A 13975-nucleotide genomic window follows, 5' to 3' on the forward strand; every position below is an offset into this window, starting at 1 on the left:
CGCTTCGGTGGAATGATCAAGACGCGCAAACACGCATCGAACGAGGGATCGGAGCAAAGAACGTTTCACTGTTCACGCTCTGCTCTAGAGGCTGTTGCGGCCTGATGGAAGAATTTGCGGGCGGCATTATGGCGCATAGCCCTCTTTAGGTACCAAAATCATTCCCCGAGGCCCTCAACTCGAAAATATCGAGGAAATGGGGGCTGGTCGTGCAGACCGGAAATCCCGGAATTGCTCACGCTCCGCTCGTCTCGGCCAGGTCGATGAAACCCGGCTCGTCCAGCACCAGGAAGCGATCATGGTCAAGGGTGCGGAAGCCGTGCCGCCGGTAGAAGCGCAGCCCCGCCTCGTTCCCGGCATCGAGGTCGAGGCGCATGAAGCGGGCGCCGCGCCGACGCCCGCGGCGGGCCGCCTCCGCCAGCAGGCGGATGCCGATGCGATCATTGCGCCATGGCGGCGCGACATAAAGATCGACCACGAAAACGCCATTGGCGCCGCGCCAGGTCGAGAAGCTGTCCTGGTGGACGAGATAGCCGGCCAGGCCGCCTTCGGTCGCCTCGGCCACGACGATGCCGATGCGCGGCGCCTCCCCGAAGGCCTCGGCGCGCAGGATGTCACCCGTCGTCCCGGCCGTCACGCCGAACAAGGCGGCAAGCTCGCCCACCATCGCCGCGACGGCATCGCAATCCCCCGGCGCGGCGGAGCGGATCAGCATCAGCGCGGCCGGACGCCGATGATGGCACGCGCCTCGTCCGGGGTGGCGATGGCCAGGCCCAGTTCCTCCAGGATGGTGCGGATCTTGGTGACCTGCTGGGCATTGGAGGTGGAGAGCTCGCCCTTGCCGATCCACAGATTGTCTTCCAGCCCGACGCGGACATGGCCGCCCATCACCGCCGCCATGGTCCCGAGCGGCATCTGGTTGCGGCCGGCCGCCAGCATCGACCACTGATAGTCCTTGCCGAACAACTTGTCGGCCGTGCGGCGCATGTCGACCACGCTGTCGGGATTGGCGCCGATGCCGCCGAGAATGCCGAGTACGGTCTGCACGAAGAGCGGCGGCGTCACCAGCTTGCGGTCGAGGAAATGGGCAAGCGTATAGAGGTGGCCGATATCATAGCATTCGAACTCGAAGCGCGTGCCGAGCGGGCCCATGGTGGTGAGGATGTGCTCGATATCGGCCAGCGTGTTCTTGAACATGCCGCCGCGCGTCGCCTCCAGATAGGGGACTTCCCAATCGTGCTTCCATTCCCGCGGCCGGTCCAGCATCGGATAGAGCCCGAAATTCATGGTGCCGAGATTGAGCGAGCACATTTCCGGCTGAAGGCTCGCCGGCCCTTTCAGGCGTTCCTCGATGCTCATGCGGGCGGAGCCGCCGGTGGTGATGTTGATAATGGCGTTGGTGGCCTCGCGGATGCGGGGCACGAATTGCTCGAAGACGGTCACGTCGGGCGTAGGCGCCCCCGTCTTGGGATCGCGCGCATGCAGATGCAGAACGGCCGCCCCGGCTTCCGCCGCCCCGATGGCCGAGGCGGCGATCTCGTCCGGCGTCACCGGCAGATGCGGCGACATGGAGGGCGTATGGATCGAGCCGGTGATCGCGCAGGAAATGATGACTTTGTTGGCCATGGCGGCTCCTATGGTGAGTGTTTTGGTATCAACATGCATCGAAATCGACTTATCCGTCATTGCGGGCGTCGCGCAGCAATCCCGGAGACCGGAGCATCGCGCTCTCTAATCTCTGAATTGCTGCGCGACGCCCGCAATGACGAAATCGCACCGTTACGCTCCGATATCCGCCAGCGCCTGCCGCAGGGAGACGGCAAAGCGCCCGGCAATCTCGCTCAGTTCGCCGTCAGTGGCGTTGTAGGGGGGCGCCAGGATCACGGTATCGCCCTTGATGCCGTCGACATTGCCGCCGGAAGGGTAGCAGATCAGCCCATTGGCGAAGGCCCGCGCGCGGATGTTGAGGAACAGCGCCTTCTCGGCCGGGAAAGGTTCCTTGCTGTCGCGATCGGCAACGATCTCGATGCCGGTGAAGAAGCCGCGCCCCCGGATGTCGCCGACATAGGGAATGCCATGGAGGGCATCGGCCAAAGTGCGCTTGAACTCCTCGCCCTTCACCGCGACGCGCTGAACCAGCCCCTCGCGCTCGACGATGCGCTGCACGGCGACCCCGGCCGCGCAGGCGGTGGTATGGCCGGTGAAGGTGTGTCCGGTTTGCGGCCCGCCGTCGACCGCGTTGATCGGCTCGGCCACCCTGTCGGAATAGACGGCCGCCCCCAGCGGCAGATAGCCCCCGCCCAAACCCTTGGCCACCGTCATGATGTCGGGAAAGACGCCATCATGCTCGAGCGCCCGCCAGGTGCCGCAGCGCCCGGCCCCGCACATCACCTCGTCGGCGATCATCAAAACGCCATGGCGGTCGCAGATCTCGCGCACCTTCCTGGCATAGCCCGGCGGCGCCGGCACCACCCCGCCGGCCGCGCCCACCACCGGCTCGAACACGAAGGCGGCGACCTTGTCGGGGCCGAGTTCCAGGATCTTGTCTTCGAGTTGCTGGGCGCAGGTCGCCCCGACATCTTCCGGCGCCACACCGGCGGGCGGGCGATAGATGTTGGCGGGAGATAGGCGCGGCACATCGACGAGTGCGCCCTCGAAGGAGAGGCGGCGCTCGCGGAAACCCGAAAGCGCCAGCGCGCCCAGCGTGTTGCCGTGCCACGAGCGTTCGCGCGAAATGAAGCGCCGCCGGCTCATCTCGCCGCGGGCCGCGAAATATTGCAAGGCGAGCTTCAGGGCTGATTCGACCGCCTCCGAACCGCCGGAGACGAACACCATCTGCCTGAGCGTACCACCGCAGAGCCGGCCGACGCGCTCAGTCAGTTCCTCCAGGGGGTCGGAGGTGAAATTGTAGCGATAGCCATGGGCGATGCGGTCGAGCTGGTCCTTGATCGCCTGGTTGACCTCCTCATTGCCATGGCCGAGACAATAGACGGCGGGGCCGCCCGAACCGTCGAGATAGTGCTTGCCGTCGACATCGGTGAGCACGAGGCCCTTGCCCCAGGCGATCTTCGGCAGGCCCGCCGCCGCTACCGAGGTCGATTCCGCGACGTCGCCCGCCATTGCCGTCTCCATTCCCGGTATCGAGCACCGAGCTCCGGCGCATTGTTTGGCAGGATTTATGGGAGGTCGCATCGCCGGGCGTCAAGCGTGACATCTTTACCCTCCCCTGGAGGGGGAGGGTCGGTCCGCAGGGCCGGGGTGGGGTGAGAATACGCAGACCGTGATGATAGCGACTTTCATTTTTATAAAGAAATCACCCCACCCCGAGGCTCTGCCTCGCCCCTCCCACTCCAGGGGAGGATAAAATGTCCGCGCTCCCAGCATCTTGATCTTACCCCGCAATCCACGCATGGTCCGCTCTTTCGCCGGCTTTGGCGGCTTTGGGGCGCGTACATGAATATCGATATTGCCAAGAGGGTGTATGATCGGACCTGGAAGCTCGATCCGATCGTCCGCAGCCTCCTGGACACGGACTTCTACAAGCTCCTGATGCTGCAGCCCATCCATGCCCGGCATGAGAATGTGCGCACCACCTTCACCGTGATCAACCGCACCAAGTCGATCAATCTCGCCGCGGTGATCGACGAGAAGGAACTGCGCGACCAGCTCGACCATGCCCGAACGCTGCGCTTCGGCAAGCGCGAGCTGATCTGGCTGCGCGGCAATACCTTCTATGGCAAGCAGCAGATCTTCCGGCCCGAATTCCTCGACTGGCTCGCCGATTTCAGCCTGCCGGAGTATGATCTGCGCATCGAGAACGGCGACTATGTGCTCGAATTCGACGCGCCCTGGAGCCAGGCCACCATGTGGGAGGTGCCGGCCCTCGCCATCATCAACGAGCTGAAATCGCGGGCCGCCACCCGCTCCATGGGCCGCTTCGAGCTCGACATCCTCTATGCCCGCGCCAAGGCCAAGCTGTGGGACAAGATCGAGCGATTGAAGAAGCTGGACGGCCTGAGGATTTCCGATTTCGGCACCAGGCGGCGCCATTCCTTCCTATGGCAGAGCTGGTGCGTGGAGGCGATGAAGGAGGGGTTGGGCAACGCCTTCGTCGGCACCTCCAACGTGCTGCTCGCCATGAACAACGATCTGGAATCGATCGGCACCAATGCCCATGAGCTGCCCATGGTCTATGCGGCGCTGTGCGAGGAGGACGGTTGCCTGCGCGAGTCGCCCTACAAGGTGCTGGAGATGTGGCGCGACTTCTATGACGGCAATCTGCTGATCGTGCTGCCCGACACCTTCGGCACCGCCGCCTTCCTGGCGCGCGCCCCGGACTGGGTGGCCGACTGGACCGGCATGCGCCCCGATTCCAAGCCGATCCAGCAGGCCGGCGAGGAGATCATCGCCTGGTACAAGGCGCGAGGCCGCGACCCTGCCAAGAAGCTGATCATCTTCTCCGACGGCCTCGACATCGATTCGATCGAGACCGCCCATCGGAATTTCAACGGCCGCATGCGCCCCTCCTATGGCTGGGGCACCAATCTCACCAACGACTTCCGCGGCTGCGGCTCGCATCCGATCCCGCTGCTCGATCCGATCTCGCTGGTGTGCAAGATCACCTCGGTCAACGGCAAGCCGGCGGTGAAGCTTTCGGACAACCTCGCCAAGGCCACCGGCGGCAAGGAGGCGATCGATCGCTACCTGAAGGTGTTCGGCGAGGAGGGGCGCGGGGTGCAGGCAGTGAGTGTATGAGAAAATCGGTCGGCTGCCTTGCTCTTCTGGCCTTCGACTCAGCACGATCGCGCCGAACATGGCGTGGGCGGGGATCTCGCCTTCGAGACGCTCAGTCTTATTGACAGCCGCTCGGCGGTCTTGGCTGGGGGCCCACCGCTGCTCGACAGATGAGGGATTATTAGATAAAGTTGCGTAATATTATTGAATGAACTGGCACTCTATGCCGCAAATTCGCAACGCCCCCGAGATTGTCGACGGCCGAACGATCCGTGGCCTGGTGGAAGCACGGGCCTTGCGCGGCGCGACTATCCTCGGCCAACCTGGCGGCTGGGCCGTGCTCGTGCGCTATGGCGATACCGAGCGCGCCGTGGCGGCACAGCGCGCGCGCAAGGCACGGTTATGGCGCAATCTCAACACGGCCGCTTCCTATGTCAGCGAAGAGCTCGGCCTGTCGCGTTTCGAGGTCGACAGTACCGATCATCAGCCCGACGCCATCGAACGCAAGCGCCCCGACAGCGCCGAACGCCTGCGCAAGCAGCATGAGGCGGCGGCCTATGACGCCTGGTTCCGCGCCATGGCGCAGGAAGGCATCGAAGCTGCGGATCGCAGCGACTTCGTACCGGAAGACGAAGTCGCCAGGCGCTTTGCCCGCATGCTGGGTAGCTGATGCAGGTACGATGGACGACGCCAGCTCTTTCAGACATCGAACATATCCACGCCTGGCACAAACCGCATGGCGAACATGACGCCGCCAAGCTCGTCTCTCGCCTTCGCGAACGCGCCGAGAGTCTCGCCGCCCTGCCGAAGCAGGGGCGGCCCGGGCGCGTCGCCGGGACGCGCGAGCTGACGGTCAGCGGTACAAGCTACCTGATCCTCTATCGCTTGCGGGACGACTATGTCGACCTGCTCCGCGTGCTTCACACGCGGCAGCAATGGCCGTTCAAATCGTAGCGATCCCAGGGCGGCTACCCCTCCTCCGCGGCGACAGCCCGCCGCCCCAACGGCCGCTTCAGCAGTTGCGCCGCGATCACGCCGGTCAGCACCAGCCCGCCGCCGATGACGTGGTGGGAGCGGATCGGCTCGCCCAGCATGACGATGGCGGTGAGCGCTGTGAACACCGGCAGCAGGTTGAGGAAGATGGCGCAGCGGCTGGGGCCGAGCTGTTCGACGCCGCGGATCCACAGGACCGGCAGCACCACCGAGGCGGCGCAGCCGGCATAGGCAATCAGCGGCAGGGTTTCCGGGTTGAGAGCCCTGAGCGGCGCCGGCGTCGCCAGCAAGGCCGGGAACATCACCGCCAGCGAGCACAGCGCCTGCATATAGGTCGACTGCCAGCCCGACACCGGCAGGTTCCAGCGCTTCAGCAGCACCGAATAGAGCGCATAGACCAGGCCCGCCAGCAGCATCAGGGCATCGCCCGGATGCACGCCGTCCCGGACGAGGCTGCCGAGATCGCCGGCACTGACGAGATAGACGATGCCGACGATCGAGAGGATGCCGCCGCCGACCATGCCGAAGGTCGGCCGCTCGCCCAGCATCGCGGCGCTCAAGGCCACCGTCAGCAGGGGCGACAGCGCGGTGAACACCGCCATGTTGGTCGCGGTGGTCGAGCCGGCGGCGAGATAGGACAGGCTCTGGAACAGGCACATGGCCAGGAAGCCGAGCACCGCGAACTCGCCGAGATGGCGCCACAGCACGGCCCGGTTGCGCCAGGCCGGCAGGCCGACGAAGAGGCTCATCAGGCCGATGGCAAGCACCAGGCGATAGAAGGTGATGGCCTGCGGCCCGATCGCATGGGCCGACAGCCTGGAGACGATGACGTTGCCGGCCCACAGGACGATGGCAAGGAAGGGATAGAGCAAGGCTAGGGGTTTGGAAGGCATGGCACACCCGTGACGTTGAGGGGCGGACCCTGCCTGTTTCCATCACGTCCGTCTCACGCTAATCTAACATTGACTATTGCGTTTGAGACATGAGCGACGACCGCACCACCCGCCACCTTGCTTTCCACGACACCGGACGTGCCGTCGTGGCGATGGAGATCGACTATCCCGACGGCTCCGATACCGGCTGGCATGCCCATCCGCGTGCGCAGCTGCTCTATGCCATCCAAGGCGTGATGATCGTGCGTTCCCAGGCCGGCAGCTGGGTGGTCCCGCCCAACCGGGCGGTTTGGCTGGCAGGCGGGCTGGAGCACGAAGTGCGCATGTGCGGCGACGTGAAGATCCGCACCGTCTTCATCGACCCCACGGCGTCCGCCACCCTGCCCACCGGCAATTGCGTGATCGCCGTCTCCCCGTTGCTGCGCGAACTGATCGTGGCGGCCGTCGCCATTCCGCCCGATTATCCCCCCGGCGGCCGCGACGAAAGGCTGATGCAGCTGCTGCTCGACGAACTCAAGCTTCTCGACGTCCTGCCGCTTCATCTGCCGATGCCGACAGATCTTCGCCTGCGCGCCATCTGCCGGCACCTGATAGCCCACCCGGAAAACGAGGAGACGGCGCAGGACTGGGCCCGGCGGCTCGGCATCACGCCCAAGACGGTTCACCGGCTTTTCGCCAGCCAGACGGGGCTCACCTTCGGCCAATGGCGCCAGCAGGCCCGCCTGCTCTTTGCCCTGGAGCGCCTCGCCGCCGGCGCCCGTATCATCGATGTCGCCTATGACAGCGGCTATGCCAGCCAGAGCGCCTTCACCGCGATGTTTCGGCGGCATTTCGGCCTGCCGCCGAGTGAGTTCTATCGCTGAGCGTGTCTTCCCGGGGACTTGCCAAGCCCGCCTTCCTTGCTTCAAACAGGCATTCTCCCTTTTCCGGATTGCTTTCATGAAATTTCATAAGCTCGGCCGCACCGGCCAGGACGTCTCCGTGATTTGCCTGGGCACCATGACCTGGGGCGAGCAGAACAGCGAGGCCGATGGCTTCGCCCAGATGGATTATGCCGTCGAGCAGGGCGTCAATTTCTTCGACACCGCCGAAATGTATGCCGTGCCGCCGCGCGCGGAGACCGCGGGTTCGACCGAGCGCATCATCGGCAACTGGTTCAAGGCGCGCGGCAGCCGCGACAAGGTGATTCTCGCCAGCAAGGTCGCCGGCGCGGGCACCTCGGTCTGGCTGCGGGACGCCGGGGAACCGACCCGGCTCAATCGCGCCCAGATGACCGAGGCGCTCGACAAGAGCCTGAAGCGCCTCCAGACCGACTATATCGACCTCTACCAGCTCCACTGGCCCGAGCGCTCGATGCCCTGGGGCTCCAATCCCACCGCCTTCCGCGTCAGTCCGGCCGACGAGACCACCTCGATCGGCGAACAGCTCGATATCCTCGACGGCTTCGTGAAGGCCGGCAAGGTCCGCTGGCTCGGGCTCTCCAACGAAAGCGCCTGGGGTGCGATGCGCTTCCTCACCGAAAGCGAGACGCGCGGCCTGGCGCGCATGCAGTCGATCCAGAACGCCTACTCGCTGGTCAACCGCACCTTCGAAACCGCCCTGGCCGAGGTCGCCATGCGCGAGCAGCTCGGCCTGCTGGCCTATTCCGCCCTGGCGCAGGGCTATCTCACCGGCAAATACCGCGACGGCGCCCTGCCGGCCGGGTCGCGCAAGGCCCTGTTCAACCGGCTGCAGCGTTACGAGAAGCCCGGCGCCGACATCGCATTCAACGCCTATCTCGACCTCGCCCGCGAACGGGGCCTCGATCCGGCACAAATGGCGCTGGCCTTCGCCAACACCAGGCCCTTCACGACCGCCACCATCATCGGGGCGACCACCATGGCGCAGCTCAAAACCGCCATCGCCTCGATCGACGTCGCCATTCCGGCCGATCTGGAGGAGCGGATCGACGCCATTCACCAGCTGCACATGAACCCGGCGCCGTGAAGACGCAGCGGATCGGCAGCCGGCGCTGGCCTGGCCGTTTTCCGCAGAAAAAAACAAGCCGCCGGGAGGCCGCGACGCTTTGCGCTTTCCCCTCGGCGGCAAAACTCTCTAGGATTGGCCATCCGACGATAACCATACGGCGTTCATGCCATGCCGCGTCTGTTTACCGCTCTGGAAGTCCCCCCAATCATCGGCATGAAGTTGTCGACGCTCCGCGGTGGCTTGCCCGGTGCCCGCTGGATCGACGTCGAGAACTATCACATCACCCTGTCCTTCATCGGCGACATCGACGATGGGCTGGCGCGTGATGTCGCCGAAGCCCTCGACGGCGTTCGCCGCCCCATCGTCGACATCGTCGTCGACGGGCTGGACGCCTTCGGTGGCAGCAGGCCGAAATCCGTCCATGCCAGGGTGCTGCCCAACCCGGCCCTGATGGAATTGCAGGCCGTGCAGGAGCGCCTGCTCCGCCGGCTCGGCGTGCCGATCGAGAACCGGCAATATACGCCGCATATCACGCTGGCGCGGCTGCGCAGCGAGGCGACGGCTCGCCTTACCGCCGACTGGCTCGCCCTGCGCGGCGGCGGGCGTCTCAGCTTCACCGCCGAACGCTTCGTGCTCTACTCCTCGCGCGATTCGGTGGGCGGCGGTCCCTATATCGTCGAAGAGGCCTATGAGCTGCAGCGGCGGGAAGAGCCTGCAATGCGCTGACGTCGTCCCTGCTGCCTACAAAGCGGCATCGTCACCGCCACGGCTCAATTGCATCGAAGGAGGCCGACATGCCCCAGGCGAAACTGAACGAGGACGAACGCCGCTCTGGCTTGGCGGAGCTTTCCAAATGGGCACCGACGCCGGGCCGGGATGCGATCCGCCGCGTCTTCGTCTTCCGCAATTTCAGCGAGGCCTTCGGCTTCATGGCACGGGCCGCCCTCACCGCCGAAAAGCTCAACCACCATCCCGAATGGTCGAATGTCTACAAGACCGTCGACGTCACCCTCTCCACCCACGACGTCGACGGGCTCACCGAACTCGACCTCAAGCTCGCCAGGAGCATGGACAAGATCGCCGCGACGGTGGGGGTTTGACAGTCGATTCCCGATCGGTTGAAGTTCATCTTCAACCCGGTTCACCGCGCAAATAGGTGCTTTTCCATGATGATCGTACGTTCATCACCGTAATAGCTGTCTCGCACGGCCTTAAAGCCCAACTTGTTATAGAACCGTTCAGCCGTCACGGTTGACGGAACCCGCAATGTCACAAGACCTGCGCGCCGCGCCAAATCCTCGATCTCGGCCATGAGGCGTCGACCAATACCGGTGCCCTGAGCTTCGGGAATGACAAACACCGTACGGACCCACTCCCCTTCCAAGCTCGCAGTCCCAGTCACTCGCCCGTCTACGAGAGCAACGAGGACTTCTCGTTTCCGTATCAGTTCTTCCACCTGTGGAGGCGTGAAGCTCCGTTCGACCTGCTCAATGATTTCAGGTCCATAGTCGCGAGCATTGGTTTCCCATAGAGCTGCAAGAATGATCTCGCTGATCGCTGCCGCATCGTTCGGGTTGGCACGACGGATATCATGATTGACTGGCATGTGCTCACACCATGACGTTGCATCGTTCCAGCGCAAAGTTTGATCGCACCTTCAGGCCGCCTGCCATTTCTGAGCGTATTCACCGCGCAGGGCGACGAACCAGGGTGGCTGCGCCGGCAACCACCAGATCTTCGACAGGGCATCGTCAGGATAGGCAGCCCGGAGAAAATCCCGCAGCTTGGCGTCGAGCCGGTCGACGGCCCCCCGCGCCACCGGATTGGCGGAAAAAGCCGTGGCATAGGCAGCCGAGGCCTCCGGCGTCACGATGAAGCGGGCCCATTCATGCGCCTGTTCGGCATTGCGGGCAGTCTTGAGCAGGCCGTAGCCCTGCAGCCAGCCGAAGGCGCCCTCCTTGGGGGCGACGAAGCCGACATCGTCGCCGGCCAGCACCAGAGCCGTGGTGTCCCAGGTCAGTCCCAGCGTACAGACCTTGCTGCGGAAGGCCGTCAGCGCCTCATTCTCGCTGCTCCAGAACTGGCCGATCATGGCTTTGCGCCTGACCGCCTCGGCCAAGGCCAGGTCCCAGAGCCGGCGCATGGTCGCCTCGTCCTTATAGCCGTCGAGCCAGGGCCTCGGCAGTTTGCCCTCGGCCTCCAGCACCCGGCCCATCGCCGCCAAGCCCGTCGACGGCCGCAGGGTGACCTTGCCGCGGTATTTGTCGTCGAAAAGCATGGCGAGCGAGGCCGTGCCATAGGCCTGCGGTGCAGTCTGGCGCGCATAGGCCAGCGCCTCGGCGCCCCAGACCACCGGCAGGAAATAACGCCGGCCCTCATGCATGGCCGAGCCGGTCAGGAAGGCCTTGTCATAGAGATCGAGACCGACATTGCCATCATCCCAGGGCTGCAGCAGGTCCGCCTGCAGCCATTCCGGCAGTCGATCGATCGACGGCTCGACGATGTCGGCACCCACGCCTTGGGAGGCGATGCGCGCCTGCGCCAGCATCGCCTCCTGATCGGGCTGCTCGACGAAATTGACGGTGATGCCGGTCTTTTCGGTGAAGCTGCGGAACAGGGCGCTGAAATCATAGCCCGACCAGCCCAGATAATTCAGTTCCCCGGAGGAGGCGAAGGCCCGGCTGACGATGGCGGGCGAAGCCACCGTTCCCAGGCCGAGCGCCGCCGCTCCACGCAGGAAAGCGCGGCGGGTGGGGCGCGGATGATGCCGGCTTGCCGTGCTCATCGGGCCTCGGAAACGCGAAGCCAGGCCCATGTAGATGCCTTCTCCTCTTGCGGGAGAAGGTCCCGGCAGGGGGATGAGGGGAAAAGCAGCATGCTTACCACCAGTGGGCTCCATTCATGATCTACAGGACTGGCCTCCGGCTCACCCCTCATCCGCCTGCCGGCACCTTCTCCCGCAAGGGGAGAAGGAACATAATTCTCCGCTGTCACGCTTGTCTGCGGCCATCCGCCTCACCTACTCCGCGCGCGCCAGCGCCTGGGCCAGGAAAGTGCCGCCGAGCCGCAGGCCCTGATTGTCGATGCCGTGGCCGAGCCCGCGGCTCATATGGGCCTCGACCGGCACGGACAGGGCCTTGAGCCCTTCCTGGGAGAACTGGAGCGCAAAGGGAGGAATGACCTGGTCCTGGTCGCCATGCATCAGCAGGACCGGCGGCCTCGCCGTGATCTCCGGCGTCATCACCGTCGGCAACTGTCCGTCCGGGCAGACGAGCACGCCGGAATAGCCGACGATCGCCCCCATCGCCTTGGGCCGGCGAAGCCCGACATGCAGGGCCATCATGGTACCCTGGCTGAAGCCGACCAGGGCGAGAGCGGCCTCGTCCAGCCCTTCGCGCTTCAGTTCCTCGTCCAGAAAGGCATCGAGCACGGGACGGGCCGTCTCGACGCCATGCCAGCGCTCATTGGGAATCTGGAAGGTCAAAGGAAACCATTGGCGCCCGAAGGGACCTCCGGCGCAGGGCTCGGGCGCGTGGGGCGAAACAAAGGCGGTGTCGGGCAGGAGTTCCTGCCAGGCTCGGCCGATGTCGATCAGGTCGTTGCCGTCCGCGCCATAGCCATGCAGGAACACGACGAGCTGGCGGGCTTTGCCCGATCGGGCGGGCAGGCGGGGTCCGTCGAGCTTCGTCATCCTGGTCTCCTCAAGCAACTCTTGGATTCACTGAACACCCTTGCGTGACGAAAATACGTCGCATCGTCTACTCCAACGCGACGCCCGCGCGGTTCTTCATCTTGGCGTAATAGGCAAAGAGCAGGCGGGCAGCAACACTGCGCCAAGGACGCCAGGCTTCGGCGATATCGGCAAGCGCGGCCGCATCCGGGCGCTCTTCGAGCTCGAGCAGCATGCGTGCGGCTTCCTGCAGGGCAAGATCGCCCGTAGCGAAGGCATCGCCATGGCCGAGGCAGAACATCAGATAGATGTCGGCCGTCCAGGGACCGATGCCTTTGACCTTGGTCAGTTCGAAGCGGGCCTCATCGGCGCTCAGCGTGGCAAGGGCGTCGAGATTGAGCCCCTCCAGCATCGCCTGGCCGAGTGCCCTGAGGGTGCGGATCTTCGGCATGGAGAGGCCGCCGGCGCGAAAATCCGCCTCGGGAGCGCTGACCAGTCTCCGCGCCGTGAAGGGATCGAACACAGCCTTGGTGCGCGCCCAGATCGCCCGGGCGCTGGCGACGGAGACCTGCTGGGACACGATGATCCAGGCGAGCCCCTCCAGGCCTCCTTCCCTGCGGCGCAAGGGCGGCTCGCCACACAGGTCATGGATGGCGGCCAGCCTCGGGTCGAGCGCGCGCAAGGCCTCGACGCCGGCGAGGATTTCGGCACGCGAACGGATGATCACGGTCATGCCTCTGTGTTACATCGCAGGCGTGACAAATCAATCGAGCAACCGCCCGGTCCTGCGCTTCGCACCCAGCCCGACCGGCCATCTCCATCTCGGCCATGCCCTCTCGGCCTTCGAGAACGAGCGCTGGGCGAAGGCGAGCGGCGGGCGCCTGCTGCTGCGCATCGAGGACATCGACACCACACGCTGCCGCCCGGAATTCGTCGCTGCCCTGCTGGAAGATCTCGCCTGGCTGGGTCTCCCCTTCGAACCATCGCCGCGGCGCCAATCCGAGCATTTCGACGATTATCGCCAGGCCCTCGACCGTCTCGCCACCATGGGGCTGCTCTACCGCTCCTATGCCTCGCGGGCGGAGATTGCCGCAGCCGTCCGCCAGCCCGGCCATCCGCGCGATCCGGACGGAACACCGCTCTATCCCCGCGCCGCGCTCGCCGCCATGGACGATCCCGCCAGGAGGGATCCAGCCGAGCCCTTCGCCCTCCGGCTCGACATGACGGCGGCCTTGGCAAAGACTGCGGCGCTGGGACTGTCCCTATTCTGGCGGGAACAGCGAACCCCTGGAGACCAGAGCGCCCAGCCAATTCCCGCCGGGCCGGAACGCTGGGGCGATGTCGTGCTGGCGCGCAAGGAGTTTCCGGCGAGCTATCATCTGGCCGTGGTGGTCGACGATGCCCTGCAAGGCATCACCCATGTCGTGCGCGGCCGGGATCTCTACCATGCCACCGGCCTGCACCGCCTGCTGCAGGCCCTGCTCGGCCTGCCCGAGCCGATCTACCATCATCACGACCTGCTGCTCGGCCCCGACGGCGAGAAACTGTCGAAATCCGCCCGTTCCACCAGCCTGCGGGCCCTACGCGCGGACGGCGCCACGCCGGCGGACATCAAGCAGATGGCGGTGATGGGCTGAGGGCGCGTGATCGACGGGCGTTGATTTTGGAGCGCGTTATGCCGCCCCTCACCCTGTTTTTATGGGGCGAGGGTAAGGGT

The 13975-nt window shown here is 65.2% G+C and carries 16 protein-coding genes; 8 read left to right on the forward strand and 8 right to left on the reverse strand.

Annotated elements, in window-relative coordinates:
- Nucleotides 1–235 precede the first annotated feature (235 nt).
- The 3 genes from J8I29_RS24435 to J8I29_RS24445 form a co-directional block, all read right to left on the reverse strand.
- Nucleotides 236–715 (reverse strand): GNAT family N-acetyltransferase, encoded by a 480-nt coding sequence (locus tag J8I29_RS24435; protein ID WP_105861247.1) that lies wholly within the window; start codon nucleotides 713–715, stop codon nucleotides 236–238.
- Nucleotides 715–1626, reverse strand: a complete 912-nt coding sequence (locus J8I29_RS24440; RefSeq protein ID WP_105861246.1) for a 3-keto-5-aminohexanoate cleavage protein — start codon at nucleotides 1624–1626, stop codon at nucleotides 715–717. The genes J8I29_RS24435 and J8I29_RS24440 overlap by 1 nt, the downstream gene beginning before the upstream one ends.
- Nucleotides 1627–1779: 153 nt before the next feature.
- Nucleotides 1780–3120: an aspartate aminotransferase family protein gene (locus tag J8I29_RS24445; protein ID WP_209433634.1), complete on the reverse strand. Its 1341-nt coding sequence runs from the start codon at nucleotides 3118–3120 to the stop codon at nucleotides 1780–1782.
- Between the two features lie 333 nt (nucleotides 3121–3453).
- On the opposite strand from J8I29_RS24445, the gene J8I29_RS24450 reads away from it, so the two are divergent.
- The 3 genes from J8I29_RS24450 (at nucleotide 3454) to J8I29_RS24460 (ending at nucleotide 5688) form a co-directional block, all read left to right on the forward strand.
- The gene (locus tag J8I29_RS24450; protein ID WP_105861244.1) at nucleotides 3454–4755 is read left to right on the forward strand and encodes a nicotinate phosphoribosyltransferase; all 1302 of its coding nucleotides are present in this window, start codon (nucleotides 3454–3456) and stop codon (nucleotides 4753–4755) included.
- Nucleotides 4756–4957: 202 nt separating this feature from the next.
- Nucleotides 4958–5404: a hypothetical protein gene (locus tag J8I29_RS24455; RefSeq protein WP_245197321.1), complete on the forward strand. Its 447-nt coding sequence runs from the start codon at nucleotides 4958–4960 to the stop codon at nucleotides 5402–5404.
- Nucleotides 5404–5688: a type II toxin-antitoxin system RelE/ParE family toxin gene (locus J8I29_RS24460; RefSeq protein ID WP_209433635.1), complete on the forward strand. Its 285-nt coding sequence runs from the start codon at nucleotides 5404–5406 to the stop codon at nucleotides 5686–5688. Before J8I29_RS24455 ends, J8I29_RS24460 begins: the two co-directional genes overlap by 1 nt.
- Nucleotides 5689–5702: 14 nt before the next feature.
- Here the strand turns inward: J8I29_RS24460 and J8I29_RS24465 are convergent, their stop codons facing one another.
- Complete coding sequence (locus J8I29_RS24465) at nucleotides 5703–6620, reverse strand: DMT family transporter (protein ID WP_209433636.1); 918 nt, start codon at nucleotides 6618–6620, stop codon at nucleotides 5703–5705.
- A gap of 89 nt (nucleotides 6621–6709) precedes the next feature.
- Here J8I29_RS24465 and J8I29_RS24470 point away from each other — a divergent pair, with 89 nt between their 5' ends.
- From J8I29_RS24470 to J8I29_RS24485, 4 genes are all read left to right on the forward strand, one after another.
- Nucleotides 6710–7483 (forward strand): helix-turn-helix transcriptional regulator, encoded by a 774-nt coding sequence (locus J8I29_RS24470; protein WP_209433637.1) that lies wholly within the window; start codon nucleotides 6710–6712, stop codon nucleotides 7481–7483.
- 76 nt (nucleotides 7484–7559) lie between these two features.
- The gene (locus J8I29_RS24475) at nucleotides 7560–8606 is read left to right on the forward strand and encodes an aldo/keto reductase (RefSeq protein ID WP_209433638.1); all 1047 of its coding nucleotides are present in this window, start codon (nucleotides 7560–7562) and stop codon (nucleotides 8604–8606) included.
- A gap of 150 nt (nucleotides 8607–8756) precedes the next feature.
- The gene (gene thpR / locus J8I29_RS24480) at nucleotides 8757–9314 is read left to right on the forward strand and encodes an RNA 2',3'-cyclic phosphodiesterase (RefSeq protein ID WP_105861239.1); all 558 of its coding nucleotides are present in this window, start codon (nucleotides 8757–8759) and stop codon (nucleotides 9312–9314) included.
- Between the two features lie 68 nt (nucleotides 9315–9382).
- Nucleotides 9383–9688, forward strand: a complete 306-nt coding sequence (locus J8I29_RS24485; protein WP_105861238.1) for a 4a-hydroxytetrahydrobiopterin dehydratase — start codon at nucleotides 9383–9385, stop codon at nucleotides 9686–9688.
- Between the two features lie 41 nt (nucleotides 9689–9729).
- On the opposite strand, the gene J8I29_RS24490 is transcribed toward J8I29_RS24485, so the two are convergent.
- The 4 genes from J8I29_RS24490 to J8I29_RS24505 form a co-directional block, all read right to left on the reverse strand.
- Nucleotides 9730–10194 carry a GNAT family N-acetyltransferase gene (locus J8I29_RS24490; RefSeq protein WP_209433639.1) on the reverse strand — a complete coding sequence of 155 codons (465 nt, stop codon included), beginning with the start codon at nucleotides 10192–10194 and terminating at the stop codon, nucleotides 9730–9732.
- 51 nt (nucleotides 10195–10245) lie between these two features.
- A complete protein-coding gene (locus J8I29_RS24495) occupies nucleotides 10246–11373 on the reverse strand; it encodes an extracellular solute-binding protein (RefSeq protein WP_209433640.1) in 1128 nt (375 codons plus the stop codon).
- A 234-nt stretch (nucleotides 11374–11607) separates the two neighbouring features.
- Nucleotides 11608–12279, reverse strand: a complete 672-nt coding sequence (locus J8I29_RS24500; protein WP_209433641.1) for a dienelactone hydrolase family protein — start codon at nucleotides 12277–12279, stop codon at nucleotides 11608–11610.
- A gap of 67 nt (nucleotides 12280–12346) precedes the next feature.
- The gene (locus tag J8I29_RS24505; protein ID WP_245197323.1) at nucleotides 12347–12991 is read right to left on the reverse strand and encodes a DNA-3-methyladenine glycosylase 2 family protein; all 645 of its coding nucleotides are present in this window, start codon (nucleotides 12989–12991) and stop codon (nucleotides 12347–12349) included.
- Here J8I29_RS24505 and gluQRS point away from each other — a divergent pair.
- On the forward strand, nucleotides 12990–13895 hold the full coding sequence (gene gluQRS / locus J8I29_RS24510; protein WP_245197325.1) for a tRNA glutamyl-Q(34) synthetase GluQRS: 906 nt from the start codon (nucleotides 12990–12992) through the stop codon (nucleotides 13893–13895). The two genes, J8I29_RS24505 and gluQRS, sit on opposite strands and share 2 nt — an antisense overlap.
- The last annotated feature ends 80 nt before the right edge of the window (nucleotides 13896–13975 follow it).

It is taken from the genome of Labrys sp. LIt4, assembly GCF_017813775.1.
Classification (GTDB): Bacteria; Pseudomonadota; Alphaproteobacteria; order Rhizobiales; family Labraceae; genus Labrys; species Labrys okinawensis_A.